18 protein-coding genes and 2 tRNA genes are annotated in these 21,487 nt (G+C 69.9%); 9 read left to right on the top strand and 11 right to left on the bottom strand.

Annotated features, from left to right (window positions below):
• Positions 1–210 precede the first annotated feature (210 nt).
• The gene (locus tag DY245_RS15325; RefSeq protein WP_128507652.1) at positions 211–1,041 is read left to right on the top strand and encodes an isocitrate lyase/PEP mutase family protein; all 831 of its coding nucleotides are present in this window, start codon (positions 211–213) and stop codon (positions 1,039–1,041) included.
• A 21-nt stretch (positions 1,042–1,062) separates the two neighbouring features.
• On the opposite strand, the gene DY245_RS15330 is transcribed toward DY245_RS15325, so the two are convergent.
• Positions 1,063–1,347 carry a hypothetical protein gene (locus DY245_RS15330; protein ID WP_128507654.1) on the bottom strand — a complete coding sequence of 95 codons (285 nt, stop codon included), beginning with the start codon at positions 1,345–1,347 and terminating at the stop codon, positions 1,063–1,065.
• Positions 1,348–1,652: 305 nt separating this feature from the next.
• On the opposite strand from DY245_RS15330, the gene DY245_RS15335 reads away from it, so the two are divergent.
• Together DY245_RS15335 and DY245_RS15340 are read left to right on the top strand one after the other, a co-directional pair.
• Positions 1,653–2,339, top strand: a complete 687-nt coding sequence (locus tag DY245_RS15335; protein WP_244943060.1) for a hypothetical protein — start codon at positions 1,653–1,655, stop codon at positions 2,337–2,339.
• On the top strand, positions 2,336–3,616 hold the full coding sequence (locus DY245_RS15340; protein WP_128507656.1) for a sensor histidine kinase: 1,281 nt from the start codon (positions 2,336–2,338) through the stop codon (positions 3,614–3,616). The genes DY245_RS15335 and DY245_RS15340 overlap by 4 nt, the downstream gene beginning before the upstream one ends.
• Before the next feature lie 115 nt (positions 3,617–3,731).
• On the opposite strand, the gene recQ is transcribed toward DY245_RS15340, so the two are convergent.
• Positions 3,732–5,822: a DNA helicase RecQ gene (gene recQ / locus DY245_RS15345; protein WP_128507658.1), complete on the bottom strand. Its 2,091-nt coding sequence runs from the start codon at positions 5,820–5,822 to the stop codon at positions 3,732–3,734.
• A gap of 762 nt (positions 5,823–6,584) precedes the next feature.
• Entirely contained in the window at positions 6,585–7,997 is a 1,413-nt protein-coding gene (locus DY245_RS15355; protein ID WP_128507660.1) for an aminotransferase-like domain-containing protein, read from the bottom strand.
• Here DY245_RS15355 and DY245_RS15360 point away from each other — a divergent pair.
• Together DY245_RS15360 and DY245_RS15365 are read left to right on the top strand one after the other, a co-directional pair.
• Positions 7,996–9,252 carry an aminotransferase class V-fold PLP-dependent enzyme gene (locus DY245_RS15360; protein ID WP_128507662.1) on the top strand — a complete coding sequence of 419 codons (1,257 nt, stop codon included), beginning with the start codon at positions 7,996–7,998 and terminating at the stop codon, positions 9,250–9,252. The genes DY245_RS15355 and DY245_RS15360 overlap by 2 nt on opposite strands.
• Positions 9,252–10,553, top strand: coding sequence for an MFS transporter (locus tag DY245_RS15365; RefSeq protein ID WP_128507664.1), 1,302 nt, complete (start codon positions 9,252–9,254; stop codon positions 10,551–10,553). Before DY245_RS15360 ends, DY245_RS15365 begins: the two co-directional genes overlap by 1 nt.
• Positions 10,554–10,837: 284 nt before the next feature.
• On the opposite strand, the gene DY245_RS44360 is transcribed toward DY245_RS15365, so the two are convergent.
• From DY245_RS44360 to DY245_RS15380, 4 genes are all read right to left on the bottom strand, one after another.
• Positions 10,838–10,928, bottom strand: a tRNA-Gln gene (locus tag DY245_RS44360).
• A 50-nt stretch (positions 10,929–10,978) separates the two neighbouring features.
• Complete coding sequence (cyaB, locus tag DY245_RS15370; RefSeq protein ID WP_128507666.1) at positions 10,979–11,551, bottom strand: class IV adenylate cyclase; 573 nt, start codon at positions 11,549–11,551, stop codon at positions 10,979–10,981.
• Between the two features lie 4 nt (positions 11,552–11,555).
• A complete protein-coding gene (locus tag DY245_RS15375; RefSeq protein ID WP_220377889.1) occupies positions 11,556–12,938 on the bottom strand; it encodes a hypothetical protein in 1,383 nt (460 codons plus the stop codon).
• A 59-nt stretch (positions 12,939–12,997) separates the two neighbouring features.
• Positions 12,998–13,558 carry a DUF6624 domain-containing protein gene (locus DY245_RS15380; RefSeq protein ID WP_128507670.1) on the bottom strand — a complete coding sequence of 187 codons (561 nt, stop codon included), beginning with the start codon at positions 13,556–13,558 and terminating at the stop codon, positions 12,998–13,000.
• Between the two features lie 176 nt (positions 13,559–13,734).
• Here DY245_RS15380 and DY245_RS15385 point away from each other — a divergent pair, with 176 nt between their 5' ends.
• Together DY245_RS15385 and DY245_RS15390 are read left to right on the top strand one after the other, a co-directional pair.
• On the top strand, positions 13,735–15,012 hold the full coding sequence (locus DY245_RS15385) for an NsdA family TPR-like regulatory protein (RefSeq protein ID WP_128507672.1): 1,278 nt from the start codon (positions 13,735–13,737) through the stop codon (positions 15,010–15,012).
• On the top strand, positions 15,009–15,575 hold the full coding sequence (locus tag DY245_RS15390) for a GNAT family N-acetyltransferase (protein WP_128507674.1): 567 nt from the start codon (positions 15,009–15,011) through the stop codon (positions 15,573–15,575). The genes DY245_RS15385 and DY245_RS15390 overlap by 4 nt, the downstream gene beginning before the upstream one ends.
• Positions 15,576–15,930: 355 nt before the next feature.
• Here the strand turns inward: DY245_RS15390 and DY245_RS15395 are convergent, their stop codons facing one another.
• Positions 15,931–16,890: an isopenicillin N synthase family dioxygenase gene (locus DY245_RS15395; protein WP_128507676.1), complete on the bottom strand. Its 960-nt coding sequence runs from the start codon at positions 16,888–16,890 to the stop codon at positions 15,931–15,933.
• A gap of 74 nt (positions 16,891–16,964) precedes the next feature.
• Positions 16,965–18,521, bottom strand: a complete 1,557-nt coding sequence (locus tag DY245_RS15400; protein WP_181923684.1) for a DHA2 family efflux MFS transporter permease subunit — start codon at positions 18,519–18,521, stop codon at positions 16,965–16,967.
• 118 nt (positions 18,522–18,639) lie between these two features.
• Here DY245_RS15400 and DY245_RS15405 point away from each other — a divergent pair, with 118 nt between their 5' ends.
• Entirely contained in the window at positions 18,640–19,599 is a 960-nt protein-coding gene (locus tag DY245_RS15405; protein ID WP_244943061.1) for an Lrp/AsnC family transcriptional regulator, read from the top strand.
• Positions 19,600–19,808: 209 nt separating this feature from the next.
• Here the strand turns inward: DY245_RS15405 and DY245_RS15410 are convergent.
• Together DY245_RS15410 and DY245_RS15415 are read right to left on the bottom strand one after the other, a co-directional pair.
• A tRNA-Arg gene (locus DY245_RS15410) sits at positions 19,809–19,884 on the bottom strand.
• 74 nt (positions 19,885–19,958) lie between these two features.
• Positions 19,959–20,573 carry a TetR/AcrR family transcriptional regulator gene (locus DY245_RS15415; RefSeq protein ID WP_128507680.1) on the bottom strand — a complete coding sequence of 205 codons (615 nt, stop codon included), beginning with the start codon at positions 20,571–20,573 and terminating at the stop codon, positions 19,959–19,961.
• A 70-nt stretch (positions 20,574–20,643) separates the two neighbouring features.
• Between DY245_RS15415 and DY245_RS15420 the strand changes: the two genes are divergently transcribed.
• Positions 20,644–21,459, top strand: a complete 816-nt coding sequence (locus DY245_RS15420) for an alpha/beta fold hydrolase (protein WP_244943063.1) — start codon at positions 20,644–20,646, stop codon at positions 21,457–21,459.
• The last annotated feature ends 28 nt before the right edge of the window (positions 21,460–21,487 follow it).

The following is a 21,487-nucleotide window of genomic DNA, read 5'->3' on the forward strand; positions in this document are numbered from 1 at the left end:
GGCGCGGGCACCGCGCGGGGCCCCGGCCGGCGGCGGGGCGAGCTGCGCGGTCAGGGATTCCAGCAGCTCGGGGACGCGCGGGCCCGGCGCGGTCCGTGAGCGGTGCGGCAGCCGTGCGGGCGCCGCGCTGTACGCCGGAGTGGTCATGACTCCCCTGTCCGCCGCGAGTCTTCGGTGCACAGCGAAGGGAGTCGTGCCTACGGTGCCGGTATGAGCACCTCCCCGGAGTACGCCACCTTCCATTTCCATGCGCTGCACCACGCCGACCAGCCGCTGCTGCTGCCCAACGCCTGGGATGTCGCCTCCGCCGTCGCGCTCGCCGGAGCCGGGTACGCGGCGATCGGCACGACGAGTCTGGGCGTCGCCGCGGCCCACGGCTATCAGGACGGGCGCGGCCTCGCCGAGACCCGGGACGCGACGCTGGCCCTGGCGCTGCGGCTGAACGGCCGGCTGTCCTGCCCGTACACGGTCGACATCGAGGGCGGGTTCGGCGGCGGCCCCGGGGAAGTCGCGGACCTGGCGGCCCGGTTGGCGGACGCCGGAGCCGCGGGGCTCAATCTGGAGGACGGGCTGCCCGGCGGCGAAGGGCTGCAGGATCCGGCCCGTCAGGCCGAGTTGATCAGCGCGGTGAAGGAGCGGGCGCCGGGCCTGTTCCTCAACGCCCGGATCGACACCCACTGGCTGGTGGACACCCCGCCGCCGCTGTCGGATGCGCTCGCGCGCGCCGAGACCTATCTGGCGGCGGGCGCGGACGGCGTCTTCGTACCGGGTGTCGTCGCCGACGAGGATGTATCGGTGCTGGCCGCCGAGGTCCCCGCCCCGCTGAACATCCTGTTCGCCCCGGGACGGCACACCGTCAGCCGACTGGCGGAACTCGGCGTGCACCGCATCAGCACCGGCTCACTGCTCTTCCGTACGGCCCTCCAAGCCACCCTCGGGGCGGCCGACGCCATCCGTACGGGCCAACCGCTGCCGGAGGTGTCAGGGGCGGGCGGGGAGGTGATGGGGTATGCGGAGGTGCAGCGGTTGATGGGGGAGTAGCCGACGGGGGAGCGGGCGGGCTCAGACCTGCCGGCCCCGGCTGCCGTGGCGCCGGCGGTGCACGGCGATGACCGCAGTCGCGACGCCCAGCGCTCCCGCTCCGCCTATCAGCCCGGCCTTGGGGAGGTGGCCGGCCTTCTCGGCCAGTCCCGCCAGCCCGTTGTCGGGCAGCATGATCGACGTCCGGCTCTCCGTGGGCGCGAGGGAATCGGCGGCGAAGGCGGCGCCCGCGGGAAGCAGCAGGACGGCCAGCGCGCCGGTCGCGACGGTGGCGGTACGGATCACGGAGCGGCGCAGGGCCGGCATGGGTACTCCTCGTCGTGGGCGGCTCGGGCCGCCATGTGGGGCGCGGTAGGTGACAGCACGTTACGGAGCGTCCTTAACGGCGATCCATACGTTGTGTAACAGTCACCAAGATCTCTGGAATCGGTCGTGTGACGGAGCGCCCGTCCGGCCCGGGCAAAAGGCCGCAAAGGTCGTCGGAATGGCCGCTGTGAAGATTTCCTCCGTCGTTACCTTGGATAGTTTGGTGTCGGCCTACGTCTGCATATATGGCGATTTGCAGGCATGGTAATGGACATGGCAAGCGCCAGGGCGTGTCCTGGTGGCCCATGCGCGGCAGCAGAGGCGGTGGCGACGATATGCGACGGTGGCGACCACGCACGGTGCCGGCCCCCTGCGCCGTCCTCGCCGCGCTCGCCGCCCTCGCCTCGCTCACCCTGCTCACCGGCTGCGCGGGCACGGGCGGCCTGCATGACGAGGGGCGCGCCAGGGACGTCAAGGCGCCGCTGGCGTTGTGGCCGGAGTACTCGCCGGCCCCGCTCGGCCGGGACGAGAATCCGGCGGCCCTCAAGGCCGTACCGGATGTCCCGCGCATCCCCAGCGGCAGCATGGCGGACGCGGACCCGCTCGCCGTCCTCGACGCCGACATCGGCGCACAGGGCCGGACCCCGCCCGCCCCGAAGTCGGTACGCCGCCCCGAACTGCACGACCTCACGGACGACGGCAAGCCGGATCTGCTCGTCGTCGTCGACCTCGACCCCCGCAACAGCGAGCTGCGCGTCTACAGCGTGCAGAACGAGGTGGTGACCCGGGTGCTCGCACTGCGCGGTGTGCTGGACGGTGTCGATCTGGCGGCCGGGCATCTCGCCATCCGCGAACCCACCAAGGATCCGCGCTACGTCAGCGTCACCGACTATGTGTGGGACGGCAATTCGATGGGCCTGTGGGACCTCACCCTTGACGAGGCCCGTAAGCGTAGGCCGCAGACCCCGCATGCCCGCGGCGGCAGCCCATGAGGGGCCCGGCGGTCTCCCTCCGCTGGAAGATCGCGCTGACCGTGACGGCGGTGTGCTGCGCGGTCGCCGCCGTCCTCGGCGTCCTCGTCCACAACGCGGTGGCCCGCCAGACCGTCGGCCAGGTCCGCAAGGAGACCCGCACCGACCTCGACACCGCCCTGGACCTCTTCGAGTACGGCACCTCCCGCGAGGGCATCAACTCCCTCCTCGACCCGCCCGAACTTCCCGCAGAGCTCCGCAAGTTGGCGCGCTCCGGCCATCGCGGCACCATGGTCGGGACGTATCGGGGCCGCCCCGTGATGTGGGCGGCGGCGCCCGCCGACGACCGGGTCATGGCGGTCTGGTCGCCCTACGGCAACACCCGCCGCTCCCTGGAGAACCTCGATACGGCCATCCTCGGCTCGGCCGTACTCGCCGCCGTGGCCGTCGCCCTCGCCGGGCTGTTCCTCGCCCATCGCATCAGCCGCCGGCTGGGCACCACGGCGGCGGTCGCGCGCCGTATCACCGCCGGCGACCTGGACGCCCGGGTCGGCGACGGCGACGGTGCGGGCCCGGGGACGCGCGGCGGCCCGGCGGGGCGGGACGAGGTGGCGGCGGTGGCCGCGGCCCTGGACTCGGTGGCCGGCTCCCTGCAGAGCCGCCTCCAGGCCGAACAGCGCTTCACCGCCGATGTCGCCCATGAGCTCCGTACGCCCCTCACCGGCATCCTCGCCTCGGCCGAGCTGCTCCCGGAGGGCCGCCCCAAGGAGATGATCAACGACCGGCTGCGGGCGCTGCGCCGCCTCACCGAGGACCTGCTGGAGATCTCCCGGCTGGACTCCGGCGCCGAGCACGCCGACCTCGATGCGTACGAACTCGGTGCGCTGGTCGCACGCTCGGTACGCGCCACCGGACTCGACACCGAGATGCGGATCGTCTCCGACACGGTCGTCGAGACGGACCGCCGCCGTCTCGACCGTGTCGTCGCCAATCTCGTCATCAACGCCCACCGGCACGGCCGGCCCCCGGTCGTCGTCACCGTCGACGCCCCGCCCGGCGGCCCGCCGACCATCGAGGTACGTGACCACGGCCCCGGCTACCCCGTCGACCTGCTGCACCACGGCCCCCAGCGCTTCCGCACCGACGCCCCAGGCCGCGGCAAGGGCCACGGCCTGGGCCTGACCATCGCCGTCGGCCAGTCCGCCGTCCTGGGCATCGACCTACGCTTCAGCAACGCCCCCGACGGCGGCGCCCGCGCCGTTCTCCGGCTGCCGCCTCAGGCTGCTGTTGAGCCGTGAGCCGTGAGCCGTGAGCCGTGAGCCGTGAGCCGTGAGCCGTGAGCCGTGAGCCGTGAGCCGTGAGCCGGCCCGCGCCGATCCGTGATCCGGTCGACGCCATCACCGGCCGAAGTCCTCACCAGTCGATGTCATCCGGCGGCTCCGGCAGCGCCTCCTCGTCCTCCGGCTCCGGCTCCGGCTCCGGCGGCAGACGATCCCCCCGCACGGGCTGAGCCGCTCTCGCAGTCGCTCCCGCGGCCGACCCCGCGACCGCTCCCGCAGCCGCTCCCGAAGGGCCGGCACCGGCAGCCGCTCCCGAAGAGCCGGCGGCTGCCCCGTCGCCGCCCTCCGCTCCCCGCCCCGCCAGCTCATCCAGAATCTGCTGGCCGTACTTCGCGAGCTTGTTCTCGCCGACCCCGCTGACCGCGCCCAGCTCGGCCGTCGTCGTCGGCCGGAGGGTGGCGATCTCCCGCAGCGTCGCATCATGGAAGATCACATACGCGGGCACGCCCTGCTCCTTGGCCGTACGGCCCCGCCAGCCACGCAGCGCCTCGAAGACCGGCAGCGCCTCCTCCGGCAGATCCACCGGCGCCGCCCGCTTGGCCTTCGCCGCCTTCGCCTTGGCCGCCCGCGCGGCCTTCTCCGGCTCCCGCCGCATCGGCACCTCGCGCCGGCCGCCCAGCACCTCGCCGCTGTTCTCCGTCAGCACCAGCGTGCCGTAATCACCTTCGACGGCGAGCAGTCCCTGCGCCAGCAACTGCCGTACGACACCCCGCCATTCGGCCTCCCGCAGATCGTCCCCCACCCCGAAGACGCTCAGCCCGTCATGATCGAACTGAATGACCTTGGCGGTCTTCTTGCCCATCAGGATGTCGATGATCTGCCCCGCGCCGAACTTCTGCCCCCGCTCACGCTTCAGCCGTACGATCGTCGACAGCAGCTTCTGCGCGGCCACCGTGCCGTCCCAGGTCTGCGGCGGGGTCAGGCACGTATCGCAGTTGCCGCACGCACTGCTCTCCTGGCCGAAGTAGGCCAGCAGCCGTACCCGCCGGCACTGCACCGTCTCGCAGAGCGACAGCATCGCGTCGAGATGGGCCGACAGCCGCCGCCGGTGTGCCTCGTCGCCCTCCGACCCGTCGATCATCTTCCGCTGCTGCGCCACGTCCTGCAGCCCGTACGCCAGCCAGGCCGTCGACGGCTGTCCGTCGCGCCCGGCACGCCCGGTCTCCTGGTAGTAGCCCTCCACCGACTTCGGCAGATCCAGATGCGCCACGAACCGCACATCCGGCTTGTCGATCCCCATTCCGAACGCGATCGTGGCGACCACGATCAGCCCGTCCTCCCGCAGGAACCGCGCCTGATGCTCGGCACGCATACGGGCATCGAGCCCCGCGTGATACGGCACCGCGGCGATGCCGTTGTCCACCAGGAACTGCGCGGTCTTCTCCACCGACGCCCGCGACAGGCAGTAGACGATCCCCGCGTCGCCCGCATGCTCGTCCCGCAGCAGCTCCAGCAGCTGCTTCTTCGGCTCGCTCTTCGCCGCGATCCGGTACTGGATGTTCGGCCGGTCGAAGCTCGCCACGAAATGCCGGGCGTCCTCCATGCGCAGCCGCGAGGTGATCTCGGTATGGGTGGCGTCGGTCGCGGTGGCGGTCAGCGCGATCCGTGGCACCTCGGGCCAGCGCTCGTGCAGCATCGACAGCGCCAGATAGTCCGGCCGGAAGTCGTGGCCCCACTGGGCGACACAGTGCGCCTCGTCGATCGCGAAGAGCGAGATCTTCCCCCGGTCGAGGAGGTTCAGCGTCTGCTCGACCCGCAGCCGCTCGGGCGCCAGATACAGCAGGTCCAGCTCCCCGGCCAGGAACTCCGCCTCAACGAGTCGCCGCTCCTCCAGATCCTGCGTCGAATTGAGAAACCCGGCCCGCACCCCGAGCGCCCGCAAGGCATCGACCTGGTCCTGCATCAACGCGATCAGGGGCGAGACCACGACCCCCACACCGCTCCTGACCAGCGAGGGAATCTGATAACACAGTGACTTGCCGCCACCGGTCGGCATCAGGACGACCGCGTCCCCGCCCCCTATGACGTGCTCAATGATCTCCTGCTGACTGCCGCGGAACGCCTCATACCCGAACACCCGGCGCAGCACCTGCACCGCCTCGCTTGCGTCTGAAGCGTCTTCCACATCCATGTCCACGACCACTTCCACGTCCGCCAGAGCCATTCCAGAAGCGTACGAGCTCCGCGGGGGTCCCCGTCGACCCTGTGGATAACTCCCGCCCGCACCCCGGCAGGATTCGAACCTGCGACACCTGCTTGCAGGAGTGGGATCGAATCCTTGCCGGGTGGTGCCCGACGCTGCCGCGTGGTGCTGTTTCACCTGCTCAGCGCCACGCGGCGTCGTACTCGATCCCGATCAGGACACCTCGTGCCGGACAGTCCGCTCACGCATCGCGCACGCATGAAGGGGGTGTGCGCGGGCTCGTCGCCAGGCATCTGACGCACAACTGGGACGCACCCGCCCGCCAAGGTGCGGGCCGGCGTGCTCCGGGGAATCGCTCAGGAAGGGCGGCCCGGGCCGGTGGGCGCCGGTGAAAAGACGGTCACCCCTCGGGGAGGACTGCACCGCGCCAGTGCGGTGCGGAACGCCCCGGCCCTCGTCAGCGCTTGCCCTTGCCGCCCTGTTTATCGGGCTTCTTGGGCCCCGGCTCGGCGTAGTCGGCCGGCCTCTGGGGCTCCTGGGCGGCGGGCTGTGACGGAGAGCAAGGAGAGCGCCGGTGTGTCGCGCGGGGAGGACACGGGTGCGGACGGATCGGTCTGCGGGCCCTGCGCCGAGCCGGTGTCGGGAGAGAACCAGGCCATGCCGGCGAGGAGCGCCACGGCGAACAGGGCGACGGTGCCCAGCGCGGCCACAAGCCTGGAACGGCGGAGGAACGGCAGGCGAGGGCGGCGCGGCACCGCTCGGTGGACACAGGGTGTGCCCGCCTCATGCCGTAGCGCACGCTCGTGCCGCCTCACAGAGGCGGCGGACGCCCTCTGCGAGGTCGGCGGGGTCCTCCGAGGCCGCGAAACCGAGCCTCAGGCAGGCGCCCGGTTGCTCGGCCGGGAAGAAGCGGGCGCCCGCGTTGACCGCCACACCATGGGCCCGTGCCGCGTCCGCGACGGCGGAGTCCTCAAGGCCGGGCGGGAGCTGGACCCACAGATGCAGGCCACCCTCCGGGATCCGGGTCGGCGTCCAGTCGGGCAGTTCGCGCGCCATGGTTCCGGCCAGTACGGCACAACGCTCCCTCAGGTGCGTGGAAAGGGCGCGCAGATGCCGGTCCCACGCGGGGGTGCTCACCAGCTCCACGGCCGCCTCCTGCAGCGGTCTGGCGACGAAGAAGTCGTCCACCTGGCGCATCCCCTGCAGTCTTCGCATCACCGGTCCACGGGCGATCACCGCCCCGATGCGCAGGCTCGGCGAGGCCGGCTTGGTCAGCGAGGTCAGCTGGACCACCGTGCCGTCGCGGTCGTCCGCGACCAGGGGGAGAGGCACCGGGCCGCCGTGGCCGAGGTGGCGGGCGAAGTCGTCCTCGACGAGGAACGCCCCGGCGGCGCGGGCCACGTCCACGACCTGGCGGCGTCGCGCCGGCGCGAGCACGGTGCCGGTCGGGTTGTGGAAGGTGGGCTGGCAGTACAGCAGCCGGGCCCCGGTCACGGCGAAGGCGTCGGCCAGCAGGTCGGGGCGGATACCGTCGTCGTCCATCGGTACGGCCACCGGGCGCAGCCCCGCCGCGCGGGCGGCGGCCAGCGCGCCCGGGTACGTCGGCGACTCCACCAGCACCGGGCTGCCCGGTGCGGCCAGCGCCCGGAACAGCATCGACAGTGCGCCCTGGCCGCCGCCGGTGACCAGCACGTCCTCCGGGCCGACGGCGCTTCCTGCCGCTTGGGCGAAGATCGCGCGCAGCGGCGCCAGGCCCGCGGCGGGTGCCCGGTCCCAGGCGCCGGGACGGCGGGCCGCGCGGGCCAGCGCCGCGCTCAACGCCCGTTCCGGGCGGAGCGAAGGGTGCAGATAGCCGCCTGCCATGGCGATCACGCCCGTGGGCAGCGCATCCGAAAGGCCGTCCGCGGCACCCGGATCGAAGTCACGTCCGGCGAGTGCCACTGCCTGCCAGGAGGTGTCCGGCGCATCGGTGGCCGAGCGAGCGCGGCGCGGGGCGACGTAGGTGCCGCTGCCCGGGCGGGTGACCACCTCGCCCTCGGCTGCCAGTTGGGCGAACGCCCTCGACACCGTCACCGGGCTGACGCCATGACGCCCCGTCAACTCCCGGCTGCTGGGCAGTCGGTCGCCGGGCGCGAGGCGGGCGATCTCGGTACGGAGTATCCATACCAGCGCCTCAGTACTGCTACTCTCAGACATGAGACAACAGAGTAACGCTTTCCTTCCTGCTGGAGAATCGCTCCTCGACACGGCGGCGGAGATTGCGGCGCTGCGCGCCGACACCCCGGGCTGTGAGTCGGTCATCCACTTCAACAACGCGGGCTGCGGCCTGGTGGCCCGCCCGGTCCTCGCGGCGATGACCGACCACCTCCAACTGGAGGCGGAAATCGGCGGATACGAGGCCTCCGCCGCACGGGAAGTCCAGGTCCGCGACTTCTACGCGTCGATCGCCGACCTCCTGGGCACCGGCCCCGGCAACATCGCCTTCGCCGGCAGCGCGACCCATGCGTACACCAAGGCCCTGTCGGCGATCGACTTCCGGGCCGGCGACACCATCCTCACCACGCGCAACGACTTCATCTCCAACCAGATCGCGTTCCTCGCCCTGCGCAAACGGTTCGGCGTCGAGATCGTCCACGCCCCCGACCACCCCGACGGCAGCGGCGTCGACGTCGGCGCCATGGCGGCGCTCATGCGTTCGCACCGCCCCCGCCTCGTCGCCGCGACGCATGTGCCCACCAACTCCGGCCTCGTGCAGCCGGTGGCCGAAATCGGCCGCCACTGCCGGGAGCTGGGCCTGCTCTACCTCGTGGACGCCTGCCAGTCGGTGGGGCAGTACGCGCTCGACGTGGACGAGATCGGCTGCGATCTGCTCACCGCGACCTGCCGCAAGTTCCTGCGCGGCCCTCGCGGTTCGGGCTTCCTCTACGTCTCCGACCGCGTTCTGCGGGAGGGCTACGAGCCCCTGTTCATCGACATGTACGGCGCCCGTTGGGTCGGGCCCGACACGTACCGGCCGGTGGACAGCGCGGCACGGTTCGAGGAGTGGGAGTTCCCGTACGCCACCCTGCTCGGCTGCGCGGCGGCGGTGCGTTACGCCCTCCGGGTCGGGCTGGAGCCGATCTCCCGCCGGACGCCCGCGCTGGCGGCCCGGCTGCGCGACCAGCTGGCCGGCATCCCCGGTGTACGGGTCCTCGACCGCGGCCCGGCCCCGGCGGCGCTCGTCACCTTCGAGGTCGAGGGCTGGCAGCCGCAGCCGTTCAAGACGGCCCTGGACGAGCGGGGCATCAACTCGGCCCTGAGTTTCCGGGAGTTCGCGCAGTACGACTTCAACGACAAGGACGTCGAGTGGTGCCTCCGCCTGTCACCGCACTACTACAACACCGAGGGCGAGGTCGACACGGTCGCCGCAGCCGTCGCCGAACTCGCCGAGCACGGGCAGAAGACCCGCTGATGGCGTCGGCGCAGGTGGCGGCGGCCGGCCCGGAGGCGGCTGCCGGGAAACCACCCAGAACCCTCTGGCACAACGGGGACTTCCTCAAGTTCTGGGTGGGCGAGACCGTGTCGCTGCTCGGCACCCAGGTGACGACCCTCGCGCTGCCCCTCACCGCCATCCGCGCGTTCGGGGCGAGCGACGAACAGGTGGGACTGCTGCGGTTCGTGCAGCTCGCCCCCTACCTCGGCCTCGCCCTGATCTTCGGGGTGTGGGTGGACCGGGTCCGCAGGCGCAGGGTCATGCTCGCGGCGAACCTGGTCCGGATGGTCCTGCTGGCGCTCGTCCCCGTCCTGTACTGGGCGGACGCCCTCAGCATGGTCACCCTGACGGTCATCGCGTGCGCCGTCGGTGTCGCGTCGGTGCTGTTCGACGTGAGCTGGATGTCGTACGTCCCCACCCTGGTCCGCGACCCCGGTCACTATGTCGAGGCGAGCGCGAAGACGGGCGTCAGCTCCTCCACGGCGGATGTGGCGGGGCCCGGTCTGGCGGGCGTCCTGGTGTCGGCGCTGACCGCACCGGTGGCACTGGTCGTGGACGCCTTCTCGTACCTGGTCTCCGTGATCTCCCTGCTCATCCGCACACCCGAGCCGCGTCCGGAGCAGGGCGCCCGCCGCCACATCTGGTCGGAGCTGCGGGACGGCCTCGGCTGGGTCATGAGGAACAGGATCCTGCGAGCCCTGGCGCTCGTCGGGTTCTGCTGCAACTTCTCCATGATCACCGTATGGACGATGTTCCTGCTCCACGGCACACATGACCTGCATCTCGCCCCGTCGGTTCTCGGTGGCATCTTCGCCACGGCCTCGGTGGGCGGCCTCATCGGCGCGTTGATCTCCGGACGGGTGATCAAGCGGTTCCGCCTCGGACGCGTCTACTTGCTGGCCCAGTCGGCCCTGCTGCTCGGCCCGACCCTCCTCGCCACCGCCGCCGGACCGAACTGGCTGGTGATCGCGATGTGCGTGGCGTCCTTCTTCGTCACGTACCTGGGACTCGGCGTCGCCAATGTCATCATCGTCAGCCTCCGGCAGACGAGCACTCCCGCGTCGATGATGGGGCGGATGACCGCAGCTTTCCGGACGCTGCTGTTCGGCGGCGGCGCACTCGGTGGCCTGTCCGCCGGTCTCCTGACCGGCGCACTCGGCGGCAAAGGCGCCCTGACCGCCGCGGCGATCGGCTCCGCCGCCGTCGCGATCGGACTCGTCGCGTCCCCGGTCACCAGGCTGGCAGCACTGCCGTCACCGGCGGAGCTACGTGTGCAGTGAACGCCAACGCCGTCGTACCGAGGCCGTCGTGGTGTGCCTTCCGCGATCGCGGCTTCGCCGCCGGAGACGGGGACGGAAGCCGGTTCCGCCGGGGGGACAAGCGCCTTGAGCCCTTGAGCCTGCGTTCCTCCGGACGGCGCGTTCGATCGTGTGTTCCAGACCGCCGAGGCGACGGAAGGCGCGGAATTTCCAGCAACGCGGGGAGCCTCTCGGGCGTTTCGTCCGCCGTGGCCGGCCGGCCGCTCGAGCACGCCGGGCGTCCCTGACCGTACATACCGCTGATCTGGTGCCCCGGCAGGATTCGAACCTGCGACATCCGCTTCAGAAGCGGGATCGCACTGGAGACTCGTTGAGTGATGGAGGCGCTGGCGGGGCGGCCGATTAGGGAGCGTCCGGTGAGTCACCCACGACTCACCGGGCGAACTCTAGGCGCGCTGCCTGAGCACCAAGTCACGGTAGGGAAGCGCAACCGTGGGATGGCCGAAGATACCGAGGCGCTTTTCGATGTCCTCGACGAGTTCGGCAGCGCCGGCGGCCGTGGCCCGGTTGACCTCCGTTTCAACGAAGGTGCCGACTCCGCTGACGGTGTCGATGCTGACCGTGACGCCGGGGGTGTCCGGGTGGCGGTAGCTGGTGCGGGTCTTCTCGACGCGGACCAACTCACGCATTCCGATAGAGGTAAGCAGCCTCTCGGCTGTGAGTGCCTGCTTGCCCTCGCGGAGGATGACGTTCGTCTCGACCTTGGACACCACGTCGTCACGATTGTGGGTCGTCGGGTTGGAGGCAGGCTTGTAGGTGATCTCTGCGAAGTCGCCCCTTCGCCGGACCCGCAGGCATTCGACCGTCTTCATGTAGTCGATGTCCGGGCGGCTGTAGTACGTGTCGATCTCGGTCACGGGCGCTTCCGCCACGTAGCCAAGCTCAGCGAGTAAGGGAGTGATGCTGCTGCCGTCGTCCGGAAGCTCTCGCTTCCGCTCTACCTCGATGGTGTCGGTCATGTGGTCACCCTCCTGTGTTGACCGCCGAGTACATGCGGGCAAGGTTCGCCCTGCTGCACCACTGCTGTACTGAGTGCATGGCGGACTGTAGGGCGTCCGAGTCCGTGAGTGGGATGTTCGAGAACAGCACGAGTTGCTTCGCGTCCCGCAAGGGATTGGGTAACGCGCGGCGAAGATAGCGGTTGTAGTAGCTCCGGTCGCGCTGGACCACGTCTTCCACCTGGACTGGCATCAGCACGGTTCGGTTGTCCTGGTTGGACTCGGTGGAGCTGACGGCGAACGTCGCGAGCAGAGTGTCGACCGTCATGTACGCGTAGGTTTCACGTCCCTCGCGCGTGTTCCAGTGCTCCCAGACTTCTTGGCACTCTCCCTCGCAGACTTCCGCCGACGCGAGGAATTGTGAGAGTGCGATATCGGTGCATTGATCGAAGATGTCCCCATCCACGGTGTAGTGGTCGGCGTATCGCTCGCTTAGGGCGAGCATCATCGTCTTCTGAGAGATCGGGAGCCAGTCCGTATCCGTCAAGCGGTAGTGCACCCGTTTGTGTCCGGTCTTGGCATCGATCCAGTCCGAGGCCAACTGTCCGTCGAGGACCGGCACGAAACCGAGCACCCCGGAACGCCAGACGTGATCCCGCAGCGTGATGTAGTGCCGTTGCACCTCGCGGAAGATCCCGATGGGTGCGGAGATGAACACATGGGTGCCGTTGGCGATTTCGTCCACGGGGATGATGCGCGAATCCTGCCGAACGATTACCTCGTCGTGTTCTCCGTGGTAGGGGTGCGTCCCTTCGCGGAGGTACTGCGGCAGGAACATCCGGAGGAATTGAACCCAGGATTTTGCCCCGTAAGTCTGCACTGCACGATCATGCAGGGAGCCGCCGTCTACCGCGTATACGTCGCGGTAGGCGAACAGGCCACCTTCCCTCAGTACGATGGGGATCGTCCGGATCATGGAGTGCAGGCCGGCATACCCGCCGCCGTAGCTGTACACCTCGTGCATGAGAGCCGAGGCGCTGATCACGTCTACAGGGTCGGTGACCAGTGTCCCGATGTCCTGCGCAAAGCCGGTCACCAGGTCACACGTGCCAACCTTGCCGAATTCCGCCATAGCCTGATGGAGCGACGTTGAGACAACGCCGGGAACCTCAACGAGGGTGAGGTTCACGTTCCGGTGTCCGTGCCCGCCGGCGGCGAGGCGGGAGGCCAGGAAGGTGACGGCCGAGCCTCCGCCCGGTCCGATCTCCACCAGCCGAGGACGGTCCCGTTCGACTCGCTGTAGTGCCTGGTACGCGAGGTAGCCCTTTTCCTCCCCATGTGCGTTGGCTGCTACGTCCAGGTAGCCGGCCGCGGTCTTGGACTCGGTCGCGAATTTCGATGCAATCAACTTGCGCCCCCATGAGATTGAGTTGCAGAGCATCCGGGGTTCGAGCCCGGCCCCGTCGATTAGCAGGCGGTGCTTTCCGTGGTGGGAGGTTCGAGCGGGGGGTACAGAGTCCGGATGAGCACTTGGAACACATCGAAGGGTTCGAGGCCCATCTCGGCTCGGCGGACGTCGAGCTGGTCGGGGTCGTCAACGGCGTACGGGACCGGGGTTCCGGTCTGGATGTAGCTGAATTGCGTGCCGTAGAGCTGCGGCTGGCCGGCGATGATGCGGCACCGGTCGGTGAGGTGAGCGAGCTGCTTCGGGGTCGCCTCGCCGGCGCGTACGGCCTCCTCGACCAGGGCAAGGGCGTGTTGCTGAAACTCGGGATTGGCGGTGGCGTGCTGGGCGATCCACCAGGCCGCAACGGCCCCGATTTCGCCCACCAGCGAGCGACCCGGCCACCCGTGCGCGGCGATGATTTGCCGAAGCGTCCCGGTGGCCTTGTCCTCGATCTCGCGCAGCGCGATCTGATCGGTTTCATGGGCCGGCGGTGCGGCCTGTTCTTGGGCTGCTTGGTGCCTTCTCTTGAGGTCCAAGAGGGTCAACGCGATCTGCGGTTGACTCGGTCGCGAGGCACTCATCGTGTGTCCTCCTGATCAATGGGGGAAGACGGGCCGTTGTTGCGCACCCCCAGTGCATCGCGTGAGCAGGAGGCACGCGTGCTGCGCGACCGGACGTTTAGGCGGACGTTTTCCACCACGCCATGCGGCCAACTCACTACGGTGTGGGGACAATCCGCGATGGCGAGGGGAAGCGCATGGCGGGCAAGGTCACGAAGGGACTGGCGGGCTTACGACAGGCAGCGGGTCACACGCAGCAGTCGTTCGTGGTGGCGTTCATGGATGAAGCCGCACGGCTCGGCATCGACGCCTCGCTCAGCGTGCGGCAGCTGCGGCGATGGGAGCGCGAGACACCGCCGCCGTTGCCCCACCCGAGCCAGCAGGTCGTATTGGAAGCCATGCTCGGCGTGCCACTGGCCGAGACGGGATTCGACGTTCCTGGACATCGCATGACGGTTGCGGCGCCCATCAGCGACGCTGGAGGAGTGAAGAGGAGAACGTTCGTCGCCGACACCGGTGCCCTCGCCGCGGGAGCCTTCTTCCCCACCAGGCCAGGCCCGCGCATCGGCACGGCCGACCTCGGCCGGCTGCGCACGCGGTTGGACGGCCTCTATCAGACGGACCACACAGAAGGCAGCGTGCCGGCGATGGCGGAGGCGCGCCGCATCGAGGGCGAGATCACCGGGGTCCTCGGCGCCGCCTCGTACACCTCTCGCATCGGACGCGAGCTCCAGACCATGCTCGCTGAACTGCATGGCCACCGAGCCTGGTACGGCTATGACGGCGGCCTTATCGACGAGGGCCGTGTCGCATGTATCGAGGCTCTCGCGGCGGCGCAGCTCGTCGACAACCCCCTCCTACAGGTCTCCGTACTGGAGACCCTTGTGCTCCTCGCGATCAAGGCAGGGCGGGCGTGGGAAGCCGCAAGTGCGGTCGAGAACGCCTACCGCCTCGCCACCAGTGCGGGTGCAGGGCACACGGTGCATCTCGTGATCGCGTTGCGTGACGCCAATGTCGCTACCCATACCGGAGACCTATCCGGGGCGCGCCGTGCCCTGAGTCGTGCCGTGACCTTCCAGGGGCGCGCGGACGCGGACACGGAGGTGCCCAACTGGGCGCAGTTCGCCGGTCCGTTCGAGGTCGACTACGCCACGGCCGACATGTACGTGCGTGCCGCGCAGCCCAAACGCGCCGTGCCCTTCCTGCATGCCGCCGTGCGAGGCATCGGTGGCGATCTTGCCCGCAACAGCGCCTCGTACCGTGTGAAACTCGCGGGTGTACTTCTCGATGCCGGGGAAGCCGATGAGGCGTGTGGGGAGATGAGCGCCGTTCTCGACGCGTGCGGGGGCATCGCTTCTCCGCGGCTGCTGGGCAAGATCCGAGAGTTTCAGCGAGCCGCTTGCCGAGTCGACAGCACGGCGGCTCGCGAGTGTGGCGAGCGCATCCGTGAGACCGTCCGAGGGGGTACCGCGTGACGCAGCAGGAATCCATCAGTGTCGAGTACTTGGACGGGCCGGCGGCCGCGCAGGCCGAAGACAAGATCAGGCTGGTCTACGCCGAGGCGTTCGCCGAGCCGCCCTACAACGAGACCGAGGACGACGTCGCGGCAACCTTCCGGCGCTTCCGCTCGCAGACCCGCAAACGCACATTCCGCGGCGCGCTGGCCCGCACCGGGGGTGGCGAGCCGGTCGGTATCGCGTACGGCTACCCGCTCGGTCCCAACACGGGGTGGTGGGATCAGCTCACCCAACCAGTACCCGACGACATGCGTCGCGAGGACGGGCGCCGGACCTTCGGTCTTATGGAGATCGCCGTACGTGGACCGTGGCGCGGGCGCGGAATCGCCGGCCGCCTGCACGAGACCTTGCTTGCCGGCACCGAGGCCGAGCGCGTGCTGCTCAACGTTCACCCGGACAGCAAGGCGGCGCAGGCGGCATACCGGGCGTGGGGCTATCGAAAGATCGGCGAGGCACGTCCGTGGGAGGGTGCGGACGTTCATGACGTGATGATGCTCGACCTGCGCCGGACGGTCTCGTAAGGGGCAGGTGGCCGGGCGCCTCTACGGTTCGCCGCCGGGCTGATCGGGCTGCCCGCCTGGGAAGTCCCAGACGGGCAGTCGTGAAACGCGCTCTGTTCAGGCGTTTCCCTCCGTGCCCCGGCAGGGTTTGAACCTGCGACACCCGCTTCAGGGGCGGGTTCGAATCCGTTTCCGTTGGTGTTCGTTCCTGCCGCGTGGTGCTGTTCTACCTGATCAGAGCCACGCGGCAGGATCGTCAATCCTGTCCAGGTCGGCCTATGTTGTGCCGTCCGCGCACGCACCGCTCACGCACCCCTCACGCATGCGGGGGCACTCTGCCCGGTGGCAGAGCCGGTGGGGTTCTTGCTGGTGTGGCTTACCCGGTGGTGTAGATGGCTTGCATTTTGTCGTGGAGGTAGTCCCCCGCGCGTACGGGGGAGTAGGACCTGCGGCCGATGGGAGCCGACAGCGACGTGATCCTGGTGTCGGGTGCGCAGGAGTGGAAGTACACCAGTGAGGTGAGCTCCTCTCCCGGGGCGTCGGGCGGCGGGGGCAGGACGCGATGGCGCCCCGAGCGCCAGCGATCTCCGCTCCAACGGGCCATCAAATCACCGATGTTGAGGGTGACAGCGCCGGGTTCGTAGGGGGCGTCGTGCCAGCCGTCCTCGTCGTCGTGGACCTGAAGGCCGCCCTGGCCTCTCTGTCGGTCCAAGAGGGTGATGAGGCCGAAGTCGGTGTGCGGTCCGATGCGGAACTGGCCGGGGGCGGCGGGACCGGTCTCACTGGCCGCCGGGTACCAGTTGATGGTGAAGTCCCATTGCGGGCAGGCGGTGTGGCGGGTGAAGAAGTCGGTTGGCCGGTCCAAGGCCGTCGCCATGACTTCGAGGACGGTATCGGCCAGGCGGCGCATCTGCTCGGTGTACTCGGTGACCAGCGCGTGCAGGGACGGGACTTCGTCGGGCCAGCGGCTGGGCAGCCGTTGTGTGCGCCCGGGGTGCGTGGTGGAGCCGGCGCCGCATGACCAGACCTCCAGCAGGTCCGGCGGGGTGTGGGAGCCCTCGGACCGGGCGGTGGCCACGCGCTCCCGGCCGATCCATCCGCGTCGGCCCGTGTCCTGGGCGTAGCGTTCCTTGACGGCCGGGGGAAGGTGGAAGAAGTCGTAGGCTGCGGCGCGTACTTGGCCGGCCAGACCCGGTGTGATGCCGTGTCCGGTCACCAGGAGGAATCCGGTGGACTTGAGGGCCTGGTCGACGTTGGCCGCGAGGTGATTCCGGGATGCGCTGTCGTTCGGGTACCAGTGACTGAGGTCGATGACCGGAATGCGGGTGGAGGCCATGTGGCGTCTCCCTTTGATGTCGGTTGGTGCTGCTGGGCGGGGCCGGGGCACGGGCAGGCCGGCGGGGGTCACACTCACTCGGCTGCCGCTGCCGCTGCCGCTGCCGCTGTCGCCGACCGGGTGTCAGGGTCTGGAGCCGGGGGCGTCGAAGGCGGGGGTGGCCCGGTGCGGGTCAGCCACAGCACGAGGGCGGCGCAAGCCAGGGTGGCGGCTGCGGCGGTGAGGGCAAGGGTGTTGTGACCAGTGGCGAAGGCGGCGCGCAGCGTGTGCTCAAGAACGGGGCGATGGCTGCTGGGAACGGTCGCGAGGAGAGTGTCGGCACCGCCGCCGGACAAGGTCTGCGCGGTGCTGCCGGGGTCGGCGACCTCGCCGTGCAGGGCGTCGGTCATGGCGGAGACGGCCAGCGTGCCGAAGGCAGCGACGCCGAACGCGTAACCGAGCTGTTCGAAAGTGCTGTAGGCGCCACTGGCCATGCCCGCGCGCTCGCCGGGGACCGAGCCGAGCGCGAGGGACGCGGCGACCTGGAAGATCAGGCCCATGCCGACTCCGCTCAGGGCCAGGCCGCCCACCAGGGCCGGCCAGTCGGACTCGGGGCCGAGGAAGCCCAGCGCCCCCACACCGAGTCCGGCGAGACCGAGGCCGAGACAGGAACCCAGGCGCGGGGAGGGCTTGGGTATCAGCCGCCCGCTGACCACCGCCACCAGAGCGGCGGCCGCCGCATGGGGCAGCACGACGAGTCCGGTGCCGATCGGCGAGAGGTGCTGAACGGACTGCAGCCACAGCGAGGTGTAGGGGAGGATCCCGTACACCGCGCCCTCGCCCACCGCGATCGTGAGCATCGCGGCCGTGAATGCCGGGCGGCGGAACAGAGACAGGTCGAGCAGAGGGTGAGTGCTGCGCCGCTGCGTGCGTACGAACAGCACGAGCGCCGCCGCTGCGCTGCCCAGCGGCGCCAGTGTGCGCGGGGACGTCCATCCCTGGGCGTGTGCCTGAGTCAACGCGTAGACGAATCCGCCCGCGCCGAGGGCGAACAGCAGCAGGCCGGGAACGTCCAGGCGTCGCGAGGCATCCCGCGTCGGCGTGGAGCGCGGGATGTAGCGAAAGGTCATGGTCAGGGCGAGTGCGGTGACGGGGACGTTGACGTAGAAGATCCACCGCCAGTCCAGAGCCTGGGTGAGCAGACCGCCCAGAATCGGTCCCAGTGCGGAGGCGCTTGCGGCGACCGCGGCCCAGGCGCCGAAGGCCAGTCCCAGGCGACGCCCGGAGTACAGAGTGCTGATCAGGGACAGGGTGGTGGTGAACATCGCCGCAGCCCCCAGGCCCTGGACGACGCGAGCGGCGATCAGTACGCCGATGCTCGGCGACAGCGCGCAGGCGATGGAGGCCAGCGCGAACACGATCAGGCCGCCCGCATACATGCGGCGCCTGCCGTGCAGGTCGGCGAGCATCCCGGCGGCAAGGAGCGCGGCGGCCACCGCGAGTGCGTAGCCGTCGGCGACCCATTGGAGCTGCGACAGTGACGAGCCCAGGGAATCGGATATGGCCGGCAGGGCGACCAGGACGGTGGTGACGTCGACGAGCAGGATGAAGGTGCCCAGACAGATGGCGGCCAGCGGCCCCCAGATACGCATGCGAAACAGCTTTCGTCGGGGTGGTGAGAAGGACTTCACCACCATCCGAACCCGTCTCCCCCTGCCCAAGCCGTATCCTCGAACGCGGGATAATCAGGCGAAGGAAAGGTGCCTAGCGGTGGACTCCGTCATCCTGGGTGACCTCGACCAGCGCCTGCTCCTAGCCCTCCAGCTCGACGGACGGGCCCACTTCAGCCGCATCGCGCGCGACCTCGACGTCTCCGAACGCACCATCACCCGCCGTTACCAGCGCCTGCGCACCCTGGGCCTGCGCGTCGTCGGCCAACCCGTGGCCTCACGCCTCGGCCTGACCCGCTGGCTGCTGCGTCTGCACTGCACGCCGGACGCCGCCGGCAGCATCGCCGAGGCGCTCGCCCGCCGTTCCGACACCTACTGGGTCACGCTCGCCTCAGGCGGCACAGAGGTGTACTGCGCCTTCAACGTCCGTACGGCTGACCAGCGCAATGCCCTGTTGCTACAGAAACTCCCCCACACCCCGCAGGTGCTTTCCGTGAGCGCTCACTGCATGCTGCGCATCTTCGTCGGTGCCACCAGCACGTGGCACGCCACCCGCTTCCGGCCCGAAGGCGCCGCCCCCGCGGTGGATTCCGGCACCTCCACAGCCGCTCCCCTGCCCCTGGACCCCACCGACCGCACCCTGTTCACCGAACTGGCCCGCGACGGCCGCCTGACCTTGCCCGAACTCGCCACAGCGGCCGGCCGCTCTCCTTCCAGCATCCAGCGGCACCTGGACCGCCTCCGGGGCGAAGGAGCCCTCAGCTTCGCCGTCGACTTCGATACCCAGCTGCTCGGCTACCACATGACCACCCGACTCTGGCTGAACGTCACCCCCGCGCACCTGCGCACCGTTGGGGAGGCATTGGCCACCCACCCGCAGATCGCCTTCGCCGCCGCCGTCACCGGCGACTCGAACCTCGTCGCCAGCGGCATCTTCCGCGACCCGTCCGACCTGTACGACTACATCGATCAGCGCATCAGCCGGCTCTCCGGTATCCAGAGCATCCAGACCGCGCCCACCCTTCGCGAAGTCAAACGCGTCGCGCCCGCCGTGCCGTGAGGAGCACCGGCTCCGGCCGAGCTGGGGCGGGGGCGAGATCCACATGCCGCCTGCGCGGAGATCGGCTACCCGATTCCCCGGCATGTGATCGCCAACATGGAGTCCGGCGGTCGAGCCGTCCCGTTCACACAAAGCGGCCCCAGACGAGGAGTCCGGGGCCGACCAATCCCCTCCCTGAGGAAGAAACCCCAGGTCAGAGTGGCAATGCATGGTGCCCCCGGCAGGATTCGAACCTGCGACACCCGCTTTAGGAGAGCGGTGCTCTATCCCCTGAGCTACGGAGGCGGGGGGATCCGTAGATCCGGCGCCTAGCGTAGCGGATATGGGATGTGGGCTGGTAGATAGTGCGTTTTTGCAGGTCAGTGGGTGTGTGATGGGTGGTTTGGGGCTGCGCCGTTGAGGACGGTGTGGATGGCGCGGGGGACGAAGTCTGCGTCGAGGGGGAGTTGGCGGAGGACTACGCGGAGCCAGGCGGCGCCGGCCAGTAGGTCGATCAGGAGCATGGGGTCGGCGTCGGGTGCCAGCTCGCCGCGGGCGATGGCGCGGGTGAAGACGGGTTGCTCGCGGGCGAGGCGGTCGGCGAAGAAGTCGCGTACGTGGGTGGCGAGTTCGGGGCTGTGAGTGACGGCGCCCAGTGTGGCGACGGCGATGCCGGAGGCCGGGGGTGTGGTGAGCAGCGACGTGATCGTGTGCAGCAGGGCTTCCAGGTCGCCTTGGAGGCTGCCGGTGTCGGCCGGTTCGATGTCGAGCCGGCGGGCGCCCATGAGCGCGGCTCCCAGGAGGGCGCCTTTGGAGGGCCACCAGCGGTAGATGGTGGTCTTGTTGACGCCGGATCGTTCGGCGACCCCTTCGATGGTCAGCCCTTCGTAGCCCTTTGCCGCGAGCAGGTCGAGTGTGGCGTCGAAGATCTCCTGGGATTTCCGCGGGCCGCGCCCCTGGCTCTGGCTCTGGGGCTCGGGCTGTTTGTTGCTCATGGGGGGAGGTTAGCAGGGAAAGTGCTACGCACCGTTGCGTTGTGTTGCGTTGGGGTTTAGCGTGCGGATCATGGAGTCCAGAGAGACCGCGCTGCCCATCGTTTTTGTGCACGGGACCCGTGTGAGCGGCACGATGTGGCGGCCTGTGAGGGAACGTATCGGCGATCGTCATCCCACGGCGGCGCCCGACCTGCCGGGCCACGGAGCGCGGCGTGGCGAACGGTTCACGATGTCCGGCGCCGTGGACGCGGTGGCCGAAGCGATCGACGAGCTGGGCGGCCGGGCGCTGGTCGTGGGGCTGTCACTGGGGGGCTATACGGGAATCGCCACCGCCGGGTGTCATTCCGGTCGGGTCGCCGGTCTGGTGGCGATGGGGTGCACCGCCCTTCCGCGTGGGCTGATCAGTGCCGTCTATGGGCGAGCGGCCTGGGCTGCGGCCAGGTGGCCCGAGGCGGGGAATCGCCTCAGTGCGTGGGGGTTCCGGCGTGTGCTGCCCGGACCTGTGGCCGAGGCGATGGCATCGGGCGGGCTGTCGTGTGAGGTGGCGCCGAGCGTCGTGGCGGCCGTGGAGGCGATGGAGCCGATGGCTTCGCTGGCTGCCTATGCGGGGCCGGTGTGGCTGGTGAACGGGGCGCGCGATCCGTTCCGCCGTGATGAGCGTGCGCTGCTGAGGGCTTGCCGTAACGGCCGTCTCTCCGTACGGCCCGGGCAGGGGCATATCACCAGCCTTGCCGATACGGCGGCTTTGGCGCGGACGGTGCTCGATGCCGCGGCGGTCGCGGCGAGTGAGGGTGAGGGTGAGGCGGTCGCGGCGGGTGGGGCTGTCGCGGCTGTGGTGGGGGAAGGGGGGAGGGGGATGGCGGTGCGGGATGAGGGCCTGCGGTAGCGGGGGCGGTCCGGGGGACCCGGTTCGC

It is taken from the genome of Streptomyces inhibens (assembly GCF_003389455.1).
In the GTDB taxonomy this organism is placed as follows: domain Bacteria; phylum Actinomycetota; class Actinomycetes; order Streptomycetales; family Streptomycetaceae; genus Streptomyces; species Streptomyces inhibens.